This window comes from Sphingomonas sp. HITSZ_GF (genome assembly GCF_029543155.1).
Lineage (GTDB): Bacteria > Pseudomonadota > Alphaproteobacteria > Sphingomonadales > Sphingomonadaceae > Sphingomonas.
This window is the reverse complement of record NZ_JARQXA010000001.1, coordinates 332,369-348,331: the sequence shown is the minus strand read 5'-3', so window position 1 is coordinate 348,331 and position 15,963 is coordinate 332,369. Positions and strand designations below refer to the sequence as shown.

Here is a 15,963-nt window from a genome sequence, read left to right as displayed (position 1 = left end):
CCGCCCTTTTTCTTTTGCCCCGTCAGGGCCGCGCCGTGGGGCTCGGGCTGGGCGTCGGCGCCGGTCGTGCCGGCAGGCGTCGGAGCACCGTCGGCGTGGGCGCGGGCGCAGGCGTCGCGCTGGGGCTCGGCGACGGCGCGGGGCGCGGCGGCAAGCCGCGGACCACCGGCGCAGGCGTCGGCCGTCCCGTCGGCGCCGGTGTCGGTCGCGTGCCCGGCTGCTGGACGCCGCCGAACTTCTTGAAGTTCTCGCGCGCCACCGAGTCCTCCACCGCCTTCTGGAACTTCGGCCCGTAGAGCTTGCTCGCCTGCCCCTGCACGTTGAGCGACGAGGAGCCCGGCTGCTGCGCCTGCAGCGTCTTCGCCGTAGCCGACATCTCCGCTGCCAGCGCCTTCACTTCCTGCACGCATTGCGAATCCCGGCATTTGGGCGTCCAGCTGCCGATCGCCAGCTGCGCCCAGCCGTCAGAGGCGTCGGCGGTGATCGCCTTGTTCGTCGCCGCGAAGCGCGCCTTCGATTCCTTGATCAGCGACACCGCATTCTTCAGCGCCTCGGCATAGAGCGGCTGGGCGATCTGCTCATAGGTCGCCTTGGGCGTCTTCTCGTGCCGCTGCTTGATCGACAGGCTGATGCCCAGCCCGACGATCTTCATCCCCATCCGGCATTTGTCGTCCAGGCAGCGCGCGCTCCAGAACGGCACGAACTCCTTGTGCCAGCGCTCGGGCAACACCCGGAAACGCGAGGCTTCGGTGATCGCGTAGATGTCGAACCAGAGCGGCGGATAGGCCGTGGTCTTGTCCGCGACCCAGCCCGGGTTATCGAGCGGGTATTTCTGGAAGGCGATCCAGAATTGCGAGATCGCCTTGTTGAGCGCCAGGTTGATCTCGGTCTGGCACTGCGGGTCGCCGCTCGCGCAGCGTGGGCGGTATTCGGTGTCCGCCGCCTTCTTCACCGCGGCCACCCATTTGTCCGCCTCGAGCTTGTTGGCGGCCATCGCCTTGGCCTTCTTGGCGTCCTCCGCCGCGCGCGTGGTGAACCAGTCGGGCGAGCCCGGCGCATGCTGCATGATGTGCCCGTCGTTGCACTCCACCCAGTATGGCTTGTCCGGGCTCTTGCTGACGTCGTAGATCATCCGCAGGATGCCGCCGTACGGCTTGCAATAGTCGAGCCCCTTGTTGATCGCATTGGGCGGCGGCGGGCTCGGGCAGCTGCCGCCGAGCAGCTCCTTGGCGCCGCAATAGATCGCCTTGCCGGTGTTGTAGGCCCAGCCCAGCGTGTCCTTGGCCAGCTCGATCACTGCCTCGGCGATGGCGACGAGCACCGCCATCAAGGTCGAGCAGACGCCGGTCGCCAGGATGCTCAGCCCCGGCACCTTGCCGAGCAGCCCGTCGCTGAGCGCGCTGTCGATCAGCTTGCACGCCACGCCCGAGCCCACGCCCAGCGTCACCAGCCCCTGCACCGCGCCGACCACGTCGCCGCCCGCCAGCGCGTCATACACCGCGACCAGGCTGTTCACCGTCGCGGTGAACACCATCTGCAGGTCCTTCTCGGCCTTCAGGTTGGTATCGAACGCGAACAGGCAGATCGTGTCGATCTCGCCGAAATAGGGCACGGTCTGCTTGAGCTGGTCGTTGATCGCTTCCTGCGCCTGCTGGCTCGCCGCATTCGCCGCTTCCTCGGCGTAGCTCTGCGCCGCCGCCAGCACCGCATTGGTATCCTGCTTGCCCACGCCGTTGCTCACCGTGTCGGCGGCCTTGCCGAACACCGTGCCGATCAGCGTCACCGGCGTGCGGCACATCTTCAGCGTGAAGCTCGAACTCGCCTTGCGCGCGATCTTCACCGCCGCGATCAGCGCGAAGAACGGATAGTCCTGCGCCGCCGCATGGCCATAGACGCTTGCCGCCTCCTCGGGATGCGCGATCGCGAAGCGCGCCAGCTCGACCACGTCGGCGGGCAGCACCCCCTTCACCACGCCCACCACCCGCTCCCACCAGCCCGGCCCGTTGACCATCGGCCGGAACTTGAGCGCCAGCTCGTCGGGCACCATCGAGAACGAGGAATGCGGCATCAACGCTGTGCCGATCGGCCCGCGACGCACCTCGGCGGCCCCCGCCGGTATCGGCGCCAGGGCCATCGAGGCCACTACCAGCAACCCCGTCCACGCGCGCACCACCCACCCGATCGCCGCCAGCAGCATCAGCCTGTCCCCCCATTTCGGACGCTACGGAATCTGTCCCGCTCCGAGAAAAGAGACTATACAGTCTTCTATGCGCCCGCAAGCTGCAACATCGGGGCATCAATCCGGTTGCAGTCATGTGGTTGACGCCGCAGTGAGTATCTAATGCCCCGTCTGACCGAAGCGACCGCCGCCAAACGCCGCCTGCACATTTTGAACGCCGCAGCGCGCTGCCTGTTCGAGCGTGGCCTGCTCGCCACCTCGGTCGACGATGTCTGCGCCGTCGCAGGGATCAGCAAGGGTGCCTTCTACAGCCACTTTCCGAGCAAGGAGGCGCTGATCCATGCAGTGACCGACATGCTCTCGGCCGAGCTCGGCCCGCTCGACGACAGCAGCGTCGCCGGGCTGGCGGAATCGATCTTCTCGCGCCAGATCGCCCCCGCCCTGCCCCCGTCCAATGCCCGATTCGGCATCGAGATCACCGCCGCCAGCGCCGGCGACTCCGGGCTGCGCGATCGCAACACCGCCAATCTCGAACGATTGCGCCACGCCGTTGAAGCCGCGGTGTGCAGCCTGATCGCCGCGGGCCACGCGCGCGCCGATGCCGATGCCGAGGCCATCGGCTGGATCGTCCAGGCGCATGTGATGGGCGTGCTCTGCCGCAACGCCGTCTGGCCCGCGCAGGACGAAGCGGCGCTCGCCCGCGCGACTCACCTGCTGCTCGACAGCCTGCTCGCCCCGGCCTAGTTGCGTTTCCGAAAGGTTTCCGGCAGCTTCCCCGCGACGCCGCAGTGGGAGGGGCTGCAATGCATAGCGAGATCCTGGCGCCCGTGGTGGCGCTCGTCGCCTGGACGCTGGTCATGCTGTTCTGGATGCTGACGCTCCGCATGCCGGCGATGCGCAAGGCCGGCGTCGATCTGGGCAAGCTGGTCGGCGCCAAGGGCAGCGATGCCGACAGGATCCTGCCGCCCCAGGCGCAGTGGAAGGCGCACAACTACAACCACCTCCACGAGCAACCGACGCTGTTCTACGCGGTCGCGCTGGTGCTGGCGCTTACCGGCCAGGGCCAGGGCCCCGCGCTCTGGCTCGCCTGGGCCTATGTGCTGCTCCGCATCGCGCACAGCCTGGTGCAGGCGACCTTCAACAAGGTCGCGGTGCGCTTCCTGTTCTTCCTGCTATCGACGCTGGTGCTGGCGGTGATGACCGTTCTTGCGGCAGTGGCAGTGTTGCCGGATGCAGCACCCCGCTCCGCGATCGAGACAGTGGCAAACGCGACACTCGTCAACGAGTGAATCCAATCGTTCCCCGGCGAAAGCCGGGGCCCAGGGCCACAGGCGACACGGCGGAGAAACCCTGGGCCCCGGCTTTCGCCGGGGAACAGAGAAGGGGAAATCCCCCTAGCCGAACAGCCGCGTCAGGCTCCGCTCGAGCATCAGCAACTGCCACAGCGTGCGGCCATGCTCGGCGCGCCCCGCCTTGTGGTCCGCCGCCAGCTTCTCGATTGCGGAGAGGTCGAACCAGCCCGTGCTCGCCAGCAGTTTCGAGCGCCCCAGCGCCGCTGCTTCGTCGGCCAGCGCCTTGCGGAACCAGGCGCTGATCGGCGTGACGAACCCCATTTTCGGCCGGTACAGTACGTCCTTCGGCAGATAGGGCTCCAGCGCTTTCTTCATCAGCCACTTGCCCTGTCCCGCCTTGATGCGGAGCGACAGCGGCAGCGTCGCCATGAACTGGACCAGCCGATAGTCGAGCAGCGGCTCGCGCGCCTCCAGGCTCACCGCCATGCTGGCGCGGTCGACCTTGGTGAGGATGTCACCCGGCAGCCAGTGCTTGATATCGGCATATTGGGCGCGGTCGAGCCCGTCGCGCGCCGGGGCCTGGCGCATCGTGTCGGTATAGCGCTGCTCGGCATTGTGCCCGGCCAGCGCCTTCTTCATCGCATCGCTGTAAAGCGCGTTCCGGAGCGCGGGCCCGGTGACGCCCACGGCTTTGGGATAGGCGAACTCGCCGCCCTCGGCCATCGCCAGCAGCGTCGTCTTGGCGCGGAACGGGCGCGGTGCCCAGTCGGCCTTGGGATAGAGCCGCCCCAGCGTGCCGAACACGCGCTCGCGCAGCTCCTGCGGCATCAGGCCGCGCATCCGCTCCTCGGCGGCGAAGAACTTGTAGCGGCGATAACCCGCCAGCGCCTCGTCCGCCCCGTCGCCCGACAGCGCCACCGTCACGCTCTCGCGCGCCAGCTCGCACACCCGGTAGGTCGGCAGTGCCGAGGCATCGGCAAAGGGCTCGTCGAACGCGCCCACCAGCGTGTCGATCAGCGCGAAATCGTCCGCCGCCACCTTGCGCGTCTGGTGCGCGGTGGCGAAGCGCTCGGCGACCATCTGCGCATAGCCGGTCTCGTCATGATCGGCCTCGTCGAAGCCGATCGTGCAGGTCTTCACCGCAGCCTTGCTCGCCTCGGCCATCAGCGCGACCACCGCCGAGCTGTCGACGCCTCCGGAGAGAAACGCACCCAGCGGCACATCGGCGATCATCCGCGCACGCACCGCGCCGCGCATCAGGTCGATCAGCTCGGCCTCGAGGTCCTTGGCCTTGCCGGTCGCGCGCTTCGAGAAATCGATGTCCCACCAGCGCTGCGGCTGCGGCACCGGCTTGCCGCGCTCGAGCAACAGGAAATGCCCGGCGGGCAGCTTCTTCACGCCGCTCAGGATGGAAGTGTCGTCGGGCACATAGCCGAGCCCGAGATAGTCCTCGACCGCCCGGAAGTCCGGCGTGCGGCGGAACAGCGGGTGGGCGAGCAAGCCCTTGAGCTCCGAGGCGAAGGCCACTGCCCCATCGGAAAGCTCGGCATAATGGAGCGGCTTCACCCCGAAGCGGTCGCGCGCGAGGAACAGGCTCTGGCTGCTCGCGTCATAGAGCGCGAAGGCGAACATGCCGTTCAGCCGGTCGAGCATCCGCGGGCCCCAGGCGCGCCAGCCGTGCAGCAGCACCTCGGTGTCGCTATCTGTCGTGAAGCGCGCGCCCTTGGCTTCCAGCTCGGCGCGGACCTCCTGGAAATTGTAGATCTCGCCATTGTAGGTGACGACCACGCCCTGGTCCGGCGTTGCCATCGGCTGCACGCCGCCTTCCAGGTCGATGATCGCCAGCCGGCGATGCCCGAGCCCCACCCCGGCGGTCGCCCACACCCCCGAACCGTCAGGCCCGCGATGCACCAGCGCATCGGTCATCTGCACGATGCGCGCCGGATCCACCGGCTTGGGGATGGCGGGATAGTAAAGGCCGGCGATGCCGCACATTCAGGCTAGATCCCCCAGATAACCAACCGTCACCCCGGCCTTGTGCCGGGGTCCACTAAGCCTCTCGCTGTGTGCGAGAGCCTCTTGTCCGTTCCTTGCCTCCCGGTGGACCCCGGCACAAGGCCGGGGTGACGAAGTAGCGTGCGGGAAAGTCAGCGCGCACCCGTCATGCGATCAGCCAGCCCCTCGACGGGACCAAGCGCCCCCAGGAAATCCTGGATCGCCGCATGCGCGCCGTTCTCATTGCCCTGCTCGGCCGAGAGCAGCACCGCCGCCGCAGCCTGGTTGCCGCCGAGCAGCTTGGCCTTGAGCGTCTCCAGCTTCACCCGCTTCTCGCTGCCGGTCAGCACGCCGCCGATCCGGTACCAGGTAACCGTCTCGCGCTCGACGCGCCCCGGACCGGTCATCCGCAGCGCCGCGCCGCGGCGGACGGGCCCGAGGTCCTCGATCTTCACCCAGCGGTCATTCTCGCGGATCGCGCCGATGCCGAAGCCGACCAGCTCGAGCCCTTCATGCTGCGTCGCATAGACCGCCACCGCGAGATCGACCGTGCGCCCGCCGTCATCGGCATAGCGGCCGATCAGCATATGGTCGGCGCCCGGGAAATTGGGCGACCAGGCCGCGCGCGTGCTCGAAGGCACCCGGTGCCAGCCCGGCACTTCCGGCAACGCGATCTGCGCCGGCAGCTTCGCGGCGCGCGCGTCGTTGAGGCTCGACCAGCCCAAGAACAGGCTCGCCACCAGCAGCACCAGCGCGCCCGAAATCGGCGCGTCGATGCGCTTCAGCGGCACGGCCTGCAGCTTCGCAGGATCGAACCAGCGCGCATCGGGATCGCGGTCGAACCATTTCCAGCCGATCGCCAGCACCGCGGCCATCACGATCGCGAAGAACACCCAGCCATAGACGATATGGTCGAAGCCGGTCGCCGCCTCCACCGAGGTCCACCAGGCGGCATAGATCGTCCCGAAGGCGCGCAGGCCGTTGGCGAGCACCGGTACCACGATCGCCGCGACCATGAACGCCGCCCGCTTGCGCCACGAGACGTAGCAGACATTGGCAACGAGCACGCCGAATGCGATCATCGCGATCACGAACTTGGCGCCCGAACAGGCCTCTGCCACTTCGAAATAGCCGTTGGAAGTGGTGATCAGCACCCCGTCGACGCTCGCCGGCACCCCGAAGGCATGGAGCATCGGCATGATCATCGTGATCGTGATGTCCTGCAGCGGCCCTTCCAGGAAGTCGCCGAACGGCACCAGAAAGGCCATGTAGCAGAGTGGAAACAGCAGCGCCCGGGCGACGTTCGGCCCCAGCACGCTCACCACCGCCCCCTGCAGCATCAGCACGAGGCCAGCATGGCGGAACAGCGCGACGCCCGCGGCATCGCCCACCATCCAGCCGAGCCCGCCGCACGCGACGATCGCGAGGCCGGGCCACCAGCCCTGCGGCGGCACCTCGGCAAGCTCCACCCGGCGCTGCCACACCAGCCAGGCGATCACCGGCGCGATGAACAGGCAATGCCCGAAGGTGGTGTTGGTCCAGTAGATCGTCGCCAGGTCGGCGGTGTCGCGGTGGAAGATGGCGAGCAGCGCCACCCACACGCCCGCCAAAATCGCGGCATGCCGCTGCCAGCGGGAGTCGAAGGCGGTGGCCTTCGGCGCGGCACTCGCTGCCGGGATCGCGACATCGACCATTGCAATATCCCCCGTCATCCCCGCGCAGGCGGGGATCCATTGGCACGAAGGGCAGCGAGACTCACCGCGACCGGCCAGGATGGATCCCCGCCTTCGCGGGGATGACGAATGGAGTGGCCCATCGGACAGCGCATCACGCCGCGCGCCGCGGCTTCTTCGGCACGTCGGTCACGCGCGCGACGCGCTCTTCCTTGGCCGGGCGCAGCGGCTGGCCGAGTACTTCGCCGAGCGGGCTCAGCCGCGCTTCCCAGCTGTAGCGGTCGATCACGCGCTGGCGGGCGGAGTCGCCCAGCTCGGCGGCCTTGCGCCGGTTCGACAGCAGCCGCGTCACATGCTCGGCCATCTCGCCCACGGTCGCGCCGACCAGGATCGTGCCGCCATGGTCGATGCCTGTCGCAGCGGCTTCGCTCGCCACCACAGGCCGCGCCATCGCCATGCCCTCGAGCACCTTGTTCTGGATGCCGCGCGCCAGCTTGAGCGGCGCCACTACCACTGCGGCCTGGGCCAGCCAGCCGCGCACATCGGGCACTTCGCCGATCACCGCGACGCCGGGGTGCTTGCCCAGCGCCTTGACTGCATCGGTCGGGTTGCGGCCGACGATGATGAAGCGCGCGTCGGGGTGCGCCAGCCGAACATGCGGCAGGATCGTCTCGACGAACCAGGTCACGCCCTCGATGTTCGGGCGATAGTCCATCTGGCCGGTGAAGACGATCGTCGATCCCATCACATCGACGCGCTTGAAAGTCGCCGAGGGATCGAAATAGTCGGTGTCGATGCCGTTCTCGATCACCTGGACGCGGTCGGCGCCGGTGCGCTGGCGGAACAGCTCCGCCTCGGCCTCGCTGACGAACAGGTTCGCGTCGGCCCGCTGCGCGATCGCCTTTTCGTGCGCGAGCAGCAGCCGTGCCTCGCGGCCGAGCATCCAGCCCATCGGCCCCTTCGAGCTCTTGGCATAGGCCGCGAACTTCGCCGAATCCATGTCGACAAAGTCCATGATCACGCGCTGGCGCGGCCTGGGCGGCAGATATTGCGCCATCTGGCTGGAGAAGACGTAGATCGTATCGATCCGGTGGCGCTGGAGGATGTTGTCCACTGCCTGGCGCAGCGCGTCGTTGTCGAACGCGGTGAGCGACACCGGCCGGTGCTGCATCAGCGCCTGGAAGCCCGCCACCGCCTGGCTCTTGGCGCGCCACACGATCGAGCGGTTGCCCGTATATTTGGTCAGCCCGCCCTTCTGCTTCAGGTCGGCGGGATCGTCGGCGAACGCGATCAGGTGGACGCGCTGCTTGCCCGACAGATATTTCAGGATGTGGAAGCCGCGGATCTTGTCGCCCCGATCGGGCGGATAGGGCACGCGGTGCGCCAGGAACAGGATGTCGCCCATCAGCCGAGCCCCTTCGCGATCAGCGGGCCGGCGCGGTTGGCGATCCACAGCGGCAGCTTGCTCCAGACGCGGACCTGCAGCGAATATTTCGGGTTCACCGGGCTCGCGTCACGCGGCTTGGCGCCCTCGGCGATGCGATCATAATAGCTCAGCGGCTTCGGCTCGAAGCCCCAATTCTTCTTGAACGCGGCCGGCCCGGTGCCGGTCTTGGAGCGGCCGAAGTCGAAGCGGCGGCACCCTTTCTCGCGAGCGTGGCGCATCAGCTCGAAATACATGCGGTCATTGGCGCGCAGGCCGCGCGCCGCGCGCGTGCCGCCACCCCAATAGGGATAGACCGTTCCCTTCCAGTACAGGCTCAATACGCTCGACACTGCCACCCCGCCATGGCGGACTATAAGCACGTCCGCCGAATTGCCAAATTCCCGCAAAACCTCGGAAAAAAGGCTGCGCGGGAATACCGGCGTGCCGAGATTGCGGACCGACTCGGCATAGACGGCATAATGGGCGGCGATGTCGTCCGGATTACATCCGATCGAGATCTGCAGGTCGTTCTCCAGCGCCTTGCGCACCTCGGCGCGCTGCTTGCGCGGGATGGCGAGCAGCTCGGCATCGTCGTCCGCCGCCAGGTCGCGCACAAAGCCCAGATAGCGCGTGTCGTCCACGCTCCATTCGGGGCCCGGCAGCGGGCCGCCGCGCACTTCCATCACCGGGCATTTGAGCGCCTGCGCCATCGCCCAGCCATGCTCGGCCATCTGCGAGACGATGCGCGGATCATGCGTCAGGATGCCGCCGCCCACGCCGAACCCGGCCGAGGCGAGCACCTTGCCGAAGATCGGCGAGCGGATCTCGGTGAGCGGCATCACGCCGGTCAGGTTGCCGCCGGCATCCTCGGCGACCAGATAATGGCTCTTCTGCCCGCAGCCCCGCGCCACCGCGACGCTCCAGGCGGGCAGATGGAAGGGCGTGCCCTCGGGATGATCGTGGACGAACGCGCCGATCCGCGCCCGCTCGATCTCGTCGGCCAGGTTGGCGACGCGCAGCGCGATCGGCTTGGCGAGCAACGGCGCGTTCACTTCGCCTTCTCCGTCTTCAGCCGTGCCGCCTCGCGCGCGGCGATTTCGTCCATCCGGCCCCATTGATGCCCTGCGATCAGCGTTTCGAGCTTGCCCGCCATCGCGCCCAACCGGCTGTAATGGCGCAGCTTCGACTTGAACGGCGCATCCTGCACGCGCGGCTGGCCCGGGTCGATCTCCCAGGGATGAAAGTAGAAGATCGCGGGACGAGCCGCGTCGTTGGCCGCGCGCACCGCGCGATAGGTCACTTCGCCGGGCAGCAGCCGGAAGAAGCCGCCGCCGGTGGTCACCTCGCGTCCGAAGAAGCTTGCCAGCGTGATCGGGATCTCGATCAGGTCGGCGCCCGGCACCGGCCAGAAGGCGGCGCGCGGCGCATCGTGCCAGCCATAATGGTCATGCTTCACCGGCGCGACGCTCGAGGAATAGGCATAGCCTTCCTCGGCCAGCACCTCGTGCGCCCAGGGCGTGCGGCGGTCGATCGAGAAGCTCGGCGCCCGGTATCCGGTCACCTTCTGCCCGCTGGCATCCTCCAGCGCCTTGCGCGCCCGGCCGATATCGGCGCGGAATTCCTCGGCCCCCAGCGTGAAGACACGGGCATGGTCCCAGCCGTGGCTGGCGACTTCGTGCCCGGCCTCGGCGATGCGGCGGATCAGCGCGGGATAGCGTTCCGCCACCCAGCCCAGGGTGAAGAAGGTCGCCTTCACTCCGCCGGCGTCGAACAGCGCCAGCACCTTGTCGGTATTCGCCTCGACGCGGTGCTCGAGCCCGTCCCAGTCCTCGCGGCGGATCGTGTTCTCGAAGGCGCCGACCTGGAACCAGTCCTCGACATCGACGGAGAGGGCGTTGACGACCATGAGCTCAGCGCCTCCCACAGCGCATCCCGTTCCCCTGCGAAAGCAGGGGCCCGGGGCGGCCGGCGACGCCCTTCATAACCCTGCCCCCTGCTTTCGCAGGGGAACAAGGAAAGAAGAGTCCAAAGACATCAGGCCGCGTTCCCGCGGACCGCGGACAGGTCGGGGCGACGGCCATTGCCTTCGCCCTGCTCCACCCAGTCGACCAGCAGCCCCAGCACGCGGCGCAGCGCCTCGTCCTGGTCGCGCACCTGCGCTTCCAGCTCGGCGATGCGCTGCTGCACCGGATCGCCCGCAGGCACCTCGGCAGCGGCGGCGCGCAGCGGCACCGGATTCACCGGCTGCGGCGGCGGCACGGGCGCGCCCATCGGCATCGGCGCGACATCGGTCAGCTCATAGGGCTCGGCCGCCGGCTGCGGCGCGGGCGGCGCCACCGGCGCGGGCGCCGGTGTCGGGCGATAGGCCGAGAGCGGGGTGTCGTCGTTCAGATCGGCGATCACCATCGCCAGCTCCTGCGCGCCGAACGTCTCCAGCTCCTCGACCGCACCGAACAGCAGCACGCGGCTGGCGAGCTGGTTGACGCGGCGCGGCGATCCGCCCGACCAGCGATGGATCGCGGCCACCGCGTCGTTGGTGAAGCGCGGCTTGCCCCGCCAGCCGACACACGACAGGCGATGGATCAGATAGGGCTCGACTTCGTCCGCCTGCATCGGCTCGAGATGGTGCATCGCGATCACGCGCTGGCGCAACTGCTCCAGCCGCGGATCGGACAGGGTGAGCCGGAACTCGGGCTGGCCGAGCAGGAAGATCTGGAGCAGCGGATAGCCGCCCGCCTGGAAGTTGGAGAGCATGCGCAGCTCCTCCAGGCTCTCGATCGGCAGCGACTGGGCCTCGTCGACGACGACGAGGGTGCGGCGGCCGGTACGCGCCACCGTGTGCAGCCCACGCTCGATCGCACCCAGCATCTCGGCCTTGTTCAGGCTGGCGCTGTCGATCCCCAGGCCCTGGCAGACCAGCCGCAGCAGGTCCTCGGGGCGCAGCTGGGTCGAGACGATCTTGATCACGTTCAGCCGCTCGCGATCGATCTCGCCGAGCAGGTGTCCCATCAGCGTGGTCTTGCCCACGCCGGGGTCGCCGGTGATCACCACGAAGCCTTCGCCCTGGCTCAGCCCATAGCCGAGATAGGCCATCGCCTTGCGGTGCGTGGCGGTGTCGAACCAGAATTTCGGATCGGGGGTCAGCTGGAAGGGCCGGCCGGTCAATCCGTATTGGTCGTCGTACATGGTCTCGTCTCGACGCTTAGAAGCCGTAGCGCAGGCCCAGCAGCGCCTGGGCGCTGGCCGAGCTTTCGCCATCTCGTTCGAACCCGAAGATGCCCGTCGAAAGCGTGGCACCGAGTCGTCCGAAGCGGTGGGTATAGGCAGCATTCGCTCCCCAACCGTAAATGCCGTCGCTCCCCGCCAGGTCGCTATCGTAATAGCTGCCGATCACGCTGCCCTGGAGCGAGCCGTTGGGGCCCACATTGGTGGAAGCGAAGATCTGGCCATAGATGGTCGTGTCGCTGGTGCCGTTGGTGGTGAAGCCGCTGCCGCCGGCCGGCGCGATGAAGTCGCGCTTCGCCCAGCCGCCGCCGATGCCGATGCGGGTGCCGCCGCGGCCGGCCACCGCCACGCCGGTCACGCCGCGGCCGCGATAGGCCGAGGTGGTGGCGGAAGCGAGGATGCCGGTCATGCAGCCGCCGGTCGCAGCGCCGGTGGTGCCATAGACGCAGCCCGAGAACTGGTTGCCGAACGGATCGGTGGTGCTCGCCAGGCTGGTCGGCAGCGTCGAGAGCTGGCCGTTGAGCTGCTGGCCGAAGGTCTGGACGGTGTCATAGACGCCGATCTGGATGCCGCTGCCCGGGCCCGCCTGATAGCTCAGCGAGCCGGTATAGCTCATCGAGCCGTAGCGGCGGCCGACACGTGCTTCGAAGAAGGTGCGGCGGCTGGGCTTCCAGATCACGCCGGCGTCCCAGAACACGCCTTCCAGGTTGTAGGCGATGCGGCGCGGCGAGTTGGGATCGGTGCGGAAGCGCCCTGCCCCGTCGAGCACCGGCTGGCCGCCGGTGTCGAGCAGCGCATCGCGCTGGGTGATCTTGATCTGCTCGTAGCCGACGCCGCCTGCGAGCGCGAGGCCGCGCAGCACCGGCAGCACCACGTCGCCGCGGCCCCACTTGCCTTCGAAGCGCTGGTCGAGCTGGCCGGCATTCTCGCGCGTGTACGACCCGCTGGCGGTGATGCCGACGGGCAGCACGGTGCCCGATTTCACGCCCACGCTGGCAGTCGCCACATGGACGGTCGAATCGTCATAATAGTCGAGCCGCGGCTGGCCGGCGGCGACGCCGGTCGTGCCGGGCGCTTCCACCTTGGTATAGCCGAAGCGATACGCGCCGTTGACGAACATCGGCCCCAGATGCGTTGCCAGGTTCGGCCCGACATAGCCCGAGAAGACCTGGGCCGAGTTGCTGAAATTGCCGACGTTGCTGGTCTGCAGGTCGCCGCGGATGTCCGATCGGGTGCGCGTCGCGATGCCGCCCGCCTCGATCGTGAAGCCCGGCGCCACCGCTGCCTTCACCGTGGCGAGGCCGCTGTGCGTGTGATCGTTGTTGAGCCGGTTCTGGTAATCGAACCGATGCTCGTAGCGATAGCTCACCTGCACCTCGACGCGGCGCGAATGCACCGCGGCGTCGATGCCCGCGCCTACCGTCGAATAGGTCAGCACGTCACCGCCGTTGAGATCCGCCGCGACCACCTGGCTCGCCTCGATATAGGGCGTCACCTGGACCCGCTGGGCCTGTGCCGGCGCCACCACCCCCGTGGCCACGCCTGCCAAGATAATCAGCCGCTTCACCGGCCTTCCTCCCCATATTCGTAATAGCTGCCGAAGCGCCGTCCACCGGGCTGGAACGACACGGAATTGAGCACGAGCTGGATATGCTCGCAGGCGTCGAGCGTGTTGACCGCGGCGCGCAGATCGCCCTCGCTGGTCTGGTCGGCGCGGACGACGAGCATCACCTGCCCCACGTGCAGCGCCAGCACCGACGCGGGCGATGCGGCGAGCGCAGGCGGCGAATCGAAGATCACGATGCGGCGCGGATTGGCGGTCGCCAGGCTGTCGATCACCGCCCGCGCGCGGTCGCTCGCCAGCAGCTCGGTGTCGCTGTTCGAGCGCGCGCCGGCCGGCAGCACCGAAAGCTGCGGCACGTCGGTGTCGATGATGCAGTCCTCGACGTTCGCCACCGAACCGGCCAGCACGTCGAGCAGGCCGGGGCCGCTCGGCAGGCCGAGGCGCGGCAGCACGTCGGGCTTGGGGAAATCGGCGTCGACCAGCAGGACTTCCACGTCCTTCTCGGTCGCCATCGAGAGCGCCAGGTTGATCGCGCAGAAGGTCTTGCCCTCGCTCGGCTGGGCCGAGCAGACCAGGATCATGCGCGCACGATCGGCGGCCTTGGCGGTATCCTTGGCGGCAACGGCGCGCGCGGTGAGCAGCAGCTGCCGCTTCACCATGCGGAATTCCTCGGCCAGCGGCGTGATCGCCGCGCCGGGCATCAGCATCCCGCCCTTTTCGAGTACCGCCCGGTCGAGCGGCGCCATCCGGCGGCCTGCACTTCGGGCAGTCGCGATCTGAGGGGCAGCAGCTTCTTCCAAAGCTTCTCCCCGGCGAAGGCCGGGGCCCAGACTTTCAGTCTGGGACGCTGAGGCTGGGCCCCGGCCTTCGCCGGGGAAAGACTCAGCCTGCGGCGCGGGCTGCGGCACAATCTCGGGTGCTGCCACCGGAGCGGGTGCGGGCGCCACCACCGGCGCTTCAACCTTGCGCTGCTTTGGCTTCGCCACCGGCGCACCCGGCGCGTCCTCGATCGGCGCCGGCGCATAGTGAAAGCTCGGCGCGGCGCGCTCGAGCAACGATCCCTTGAAGCGGCGGGGCGTGTGGTCGTTCATGTCAGGCCCCCATTCCGCGCTGCACGAACTCGACCCCGATCAGCCCGACATAGGCCGCGCACAATGCCGCCACGCCGCCCGCGAACAGCGTCAGCTTCTTGCGCCGCATCGCGGTCTGCGCCTGCGTCACCACTTCGCCGATCGATCCGATCACGGTCATCCCGCTCGCCTTTTCCAGCTTGGCGGCGGTCGCGAAGGTCGTGGTCAGCTTGCCCAGCGCGAACGCTGCGGCGACACCGGCGCCCAGCCCGGCGATCAGCACGCCGGTGAGCAGCAGCGGCCGGTTGGGCGAGCTCGGCCCGCGCGGCTGGGTCGGCGGATCGACCACGTTGAACTTGTCGGCATCGGCAACATTCTGCGCCTGGCTGGCGATCTTCATCTGCTCGCGCTGGGCAAGCAGCGTGTCGTACTGGCCCTTGAGCACCTGATACTGGCGCTCGATCTCGCCCTGCTCGGCCGCAACGCCCGGCGCCTCGGCCAGCTTGGCCTGGAGCAGGTTGAGGTCGCCTTCGATCTGCGCCTTGCGCTGGATCAGCGCGGCGACGGTCGCCTGCTTGTCCGCCCGCATCGACTGCAGCCCGATATAGACCGGGTTGGAAGCCCCCGCCGAAGCGCCGCTCACCACCGGCTCGCGCGCCGCCGCGGTCTGGGCCGCGCCCAGCTGCGCCTTCAGTGCGATCACGTCGGGGTGGCTGTCGGTATAGCCCTTGGCCCGCGCATCGGCGAGCTGGCCCTGGATCGCCGCGAGCCGCGCCCGCGCCGGCCCGGTCACCGCACCGCCGCCGCCACCCGCGACGTTCGCCGGGGTACCCGCCATCTGCGCGCTCACCACGTTGAGCGCCGACTGCGCCGCCGCCAGGTCGCCCTGGATCTGCGCCAGCTGCGTCCGCGCCGCCGATACGCGGTCGTCGATCGATCCGGTGCCCGGCAGCGAGCCGAGGAAGCGCGCCTGGAAGTCGGCACGCTTGGTGTCGGCGTCCTGCAGCTGCTTCTGCCGCTCGGCGAGCTGCTGGTCCATGAAGTCGAGCGACTGGCTCGACTGGTCGCGATTGTCGGAGAGGTTGGCCTCGACGAAGATGTCGATCAGCTTCTGCGCGATCTGGCGCGCCAGCTTGCCGCTCGGCGCGGTCACCGCGATCTCGAACAGATTGTCCTGCTGCGCGGTCAGCTTGATCGCCTTCTGCAGGCCCGCCACCCGGTCCGCCACGTCGCGGTCGGTCGAGACCGTCCGCGCCAGGTCGGTGCCGCGCACCACCTTCTCCAGGTTCACGGCAGACGTCAGCGTCTGGCGGATCCGGTCGAGGTCCTTCTGCTGGTTGAGCGCGGTCGTCCCGTCGGTCGGGATGATCTGGCGCAGCTGCACGAAGATGCGCGCGCGCGACTCATAGTTGTTGGGCATCTGCGAGACGACCAGCCAGCCCGCCAGGCAGATGCCCCAGGCCACGGCCAGCGCCACCCAGCGGCGTTGCCAGATCGCGTGCAGTGCGCCGCGCAGCTCGTCGTAGAGGCTTCCCACCG

General features: G+C 68.6%; 12 protein-coding genes. 2 read left to right on the top strand and 10 right to left on the bottom strand.

Annotation, left to right across the window (positions count from 1 at the left end; translation table 11 throughout):
- Window positions 1–22: 22 nt before the first annotated feature.
- A complete protein-coding gene (locus tag P6144_RS01700; protein WP_277765990.1) occupies window positions 23–2,197 on the bottom strand; it encodes a hypothetical protein in 2,175 nt (724 codons plus the stop codon).
- A 144-nt stretch (window positions 2,198–2,341) separates the two neighbouring features.
- On the opposite strand from P6144_RS01700, the gene P6144_RS01695 reads away from it, so the two are divergent.
- Together P6144_RS01695 and P6144_RS01690 are read left to right on the top strand one after the other, a co-directional pair.
- Window positions 2,342–2,923 (top strand): TetR/AcrR family transcriptional regulator, encoded by a 582-nt coding sequence (locus P6144_RS01695; protein ID WP_277765989.1) that lies wholly within the window; start codon window positions 2,342–2,344, stop codon window positions 2,921–2,923.
- Window positions 2,924–2,982: 59 nt separating this feature from the next.
- Window positions 2,983–3,468: an MAPEG family protein gene (locus P6144_RS01690; RefSeq protein WP_277765988.1), complete on the top strand. Its 486-nt coding sequence runs from the start codon at window positions 2,983–2,985 to the stop codon at window positions 3,466–3,468.
- A gap of 105 nt (window positions 3,469–3,573) precedes the next feature.
- Here P6144_RS01690 and P6144_RS01685 read toward each other — a convergent pair whose 3' ends face one another.
- From P6144_RS01685 to P6144_RS01645, 9 genes are all read right to left on the bottom strand, one after another.
- Entirely contained in the window at window positions 3,574–5,466 is a 1,893-nt protein-coding gene (locus P6144_RS01685; RefSeq protein WP_277765987.1) for an XrtA/PEP-CTERM system amidotransferase, read from the bottom strand.
- Between the two features lie 152 nt (window positions 5,467–5,618).
- Window positions 5,619–7,178 (bottom strand): exosortase A, encoded by a 1,560-nt coding sequence (gene xrtA, locus P6144_RS01680; protein ID WP_277765986.1) that lies wholly within the window; start codon window positions 7,176–7,178, stop codon window positions 5,619–5,621.
- Between the two features lie 115 nt (window positions 7,179–7,293).
- Window positions 7,294–8,544, bottom strand: coding sequence for a TIGR03087 family PEP-CTERM/XrtA system glycosyltransferase (locus tag P6144_RS01675; RefSeq protein WP_277765985.1), 1,251 nt, complete (start codon window positions 8,542–8,544; stop codon window positions 7,294–7,296).
- Window positions 8,544–9,617, bottom strand: a complete 1,074-nt coding sequence (locus P6144_RS01670) for a FemAB family XrtA/PEP-CTERM system-associated protein (RefSeq protein WP_277765984.1) — start codon at window positions 9,615–9,617, stop codon at window positions 8,544–8,546. Before P6144_RS01670 ends, P6144_RS01675 begins: the two co-directional genes overlap by 1 nt.
- Window positions 9,614–10,471, bottom strand: coding sequence for an XrtA system polysaccharide deacetylase (locus tag P6144_RS01665; protein WP_277765983.1), 858 nt, complete (start codon window positions 10,469–10,471; stop codon window positions 9,614–9,616). Before P6144_RS01665 ends, P6144_RS01670 begins: the two co-directional genes overlap by 4 nt.
- A 128-nt stretch (window positions 10,472–10,599) precedes the next feature.
- Window positions 10,600–11,751, bottom strand: a complete 1,152-nt coding sequence (locus tag P6144_RS01660; protein WP_277765982.1) for an AAA family ATPase — start codon at window positions 11,749–11,751, stop codon at window positions 10,600–10,602.
- Between the two features lie 16 nt (window positions 11,752–11,767).
- Window positions 11,768–13,357 (bottom strand): hypothetical protein, encoded by a 1,590-nt coding sequence (locus P6144_RS01655; protein ID WP_277765981.1) that lies wholly within the window; start codon window positions 13,355–13,357, stop codon window positions 11,768–11,770.
- Entirely contained in the window at window positions 13,354–14,100 is a 747-nt protein-coding gene (locus P6144_RS01650) for an AAA family ATPase (protein ID WP_347274995.1), read from the bottom strand. Before P6144_RS01650 ends, P6144_RS01655 begins: the two co-directional genes overlap by 4 nt.
- Before the next feature lie 346 nt (window positions 14,101–14,446).
- Window positions 14,447–15,961, bottom strand: a complete 1,515-nt coding sequence (locus P6144_RS01645; protein ID WP_277765979.1) for an XrtA system polysaccharide chain length determinant — start codon at window positions 15,959–15,961, stop codon at window positions 14,447–14,449.
- Window positions 15,962–15,963 lie beyond the last annotated feature (2 nt).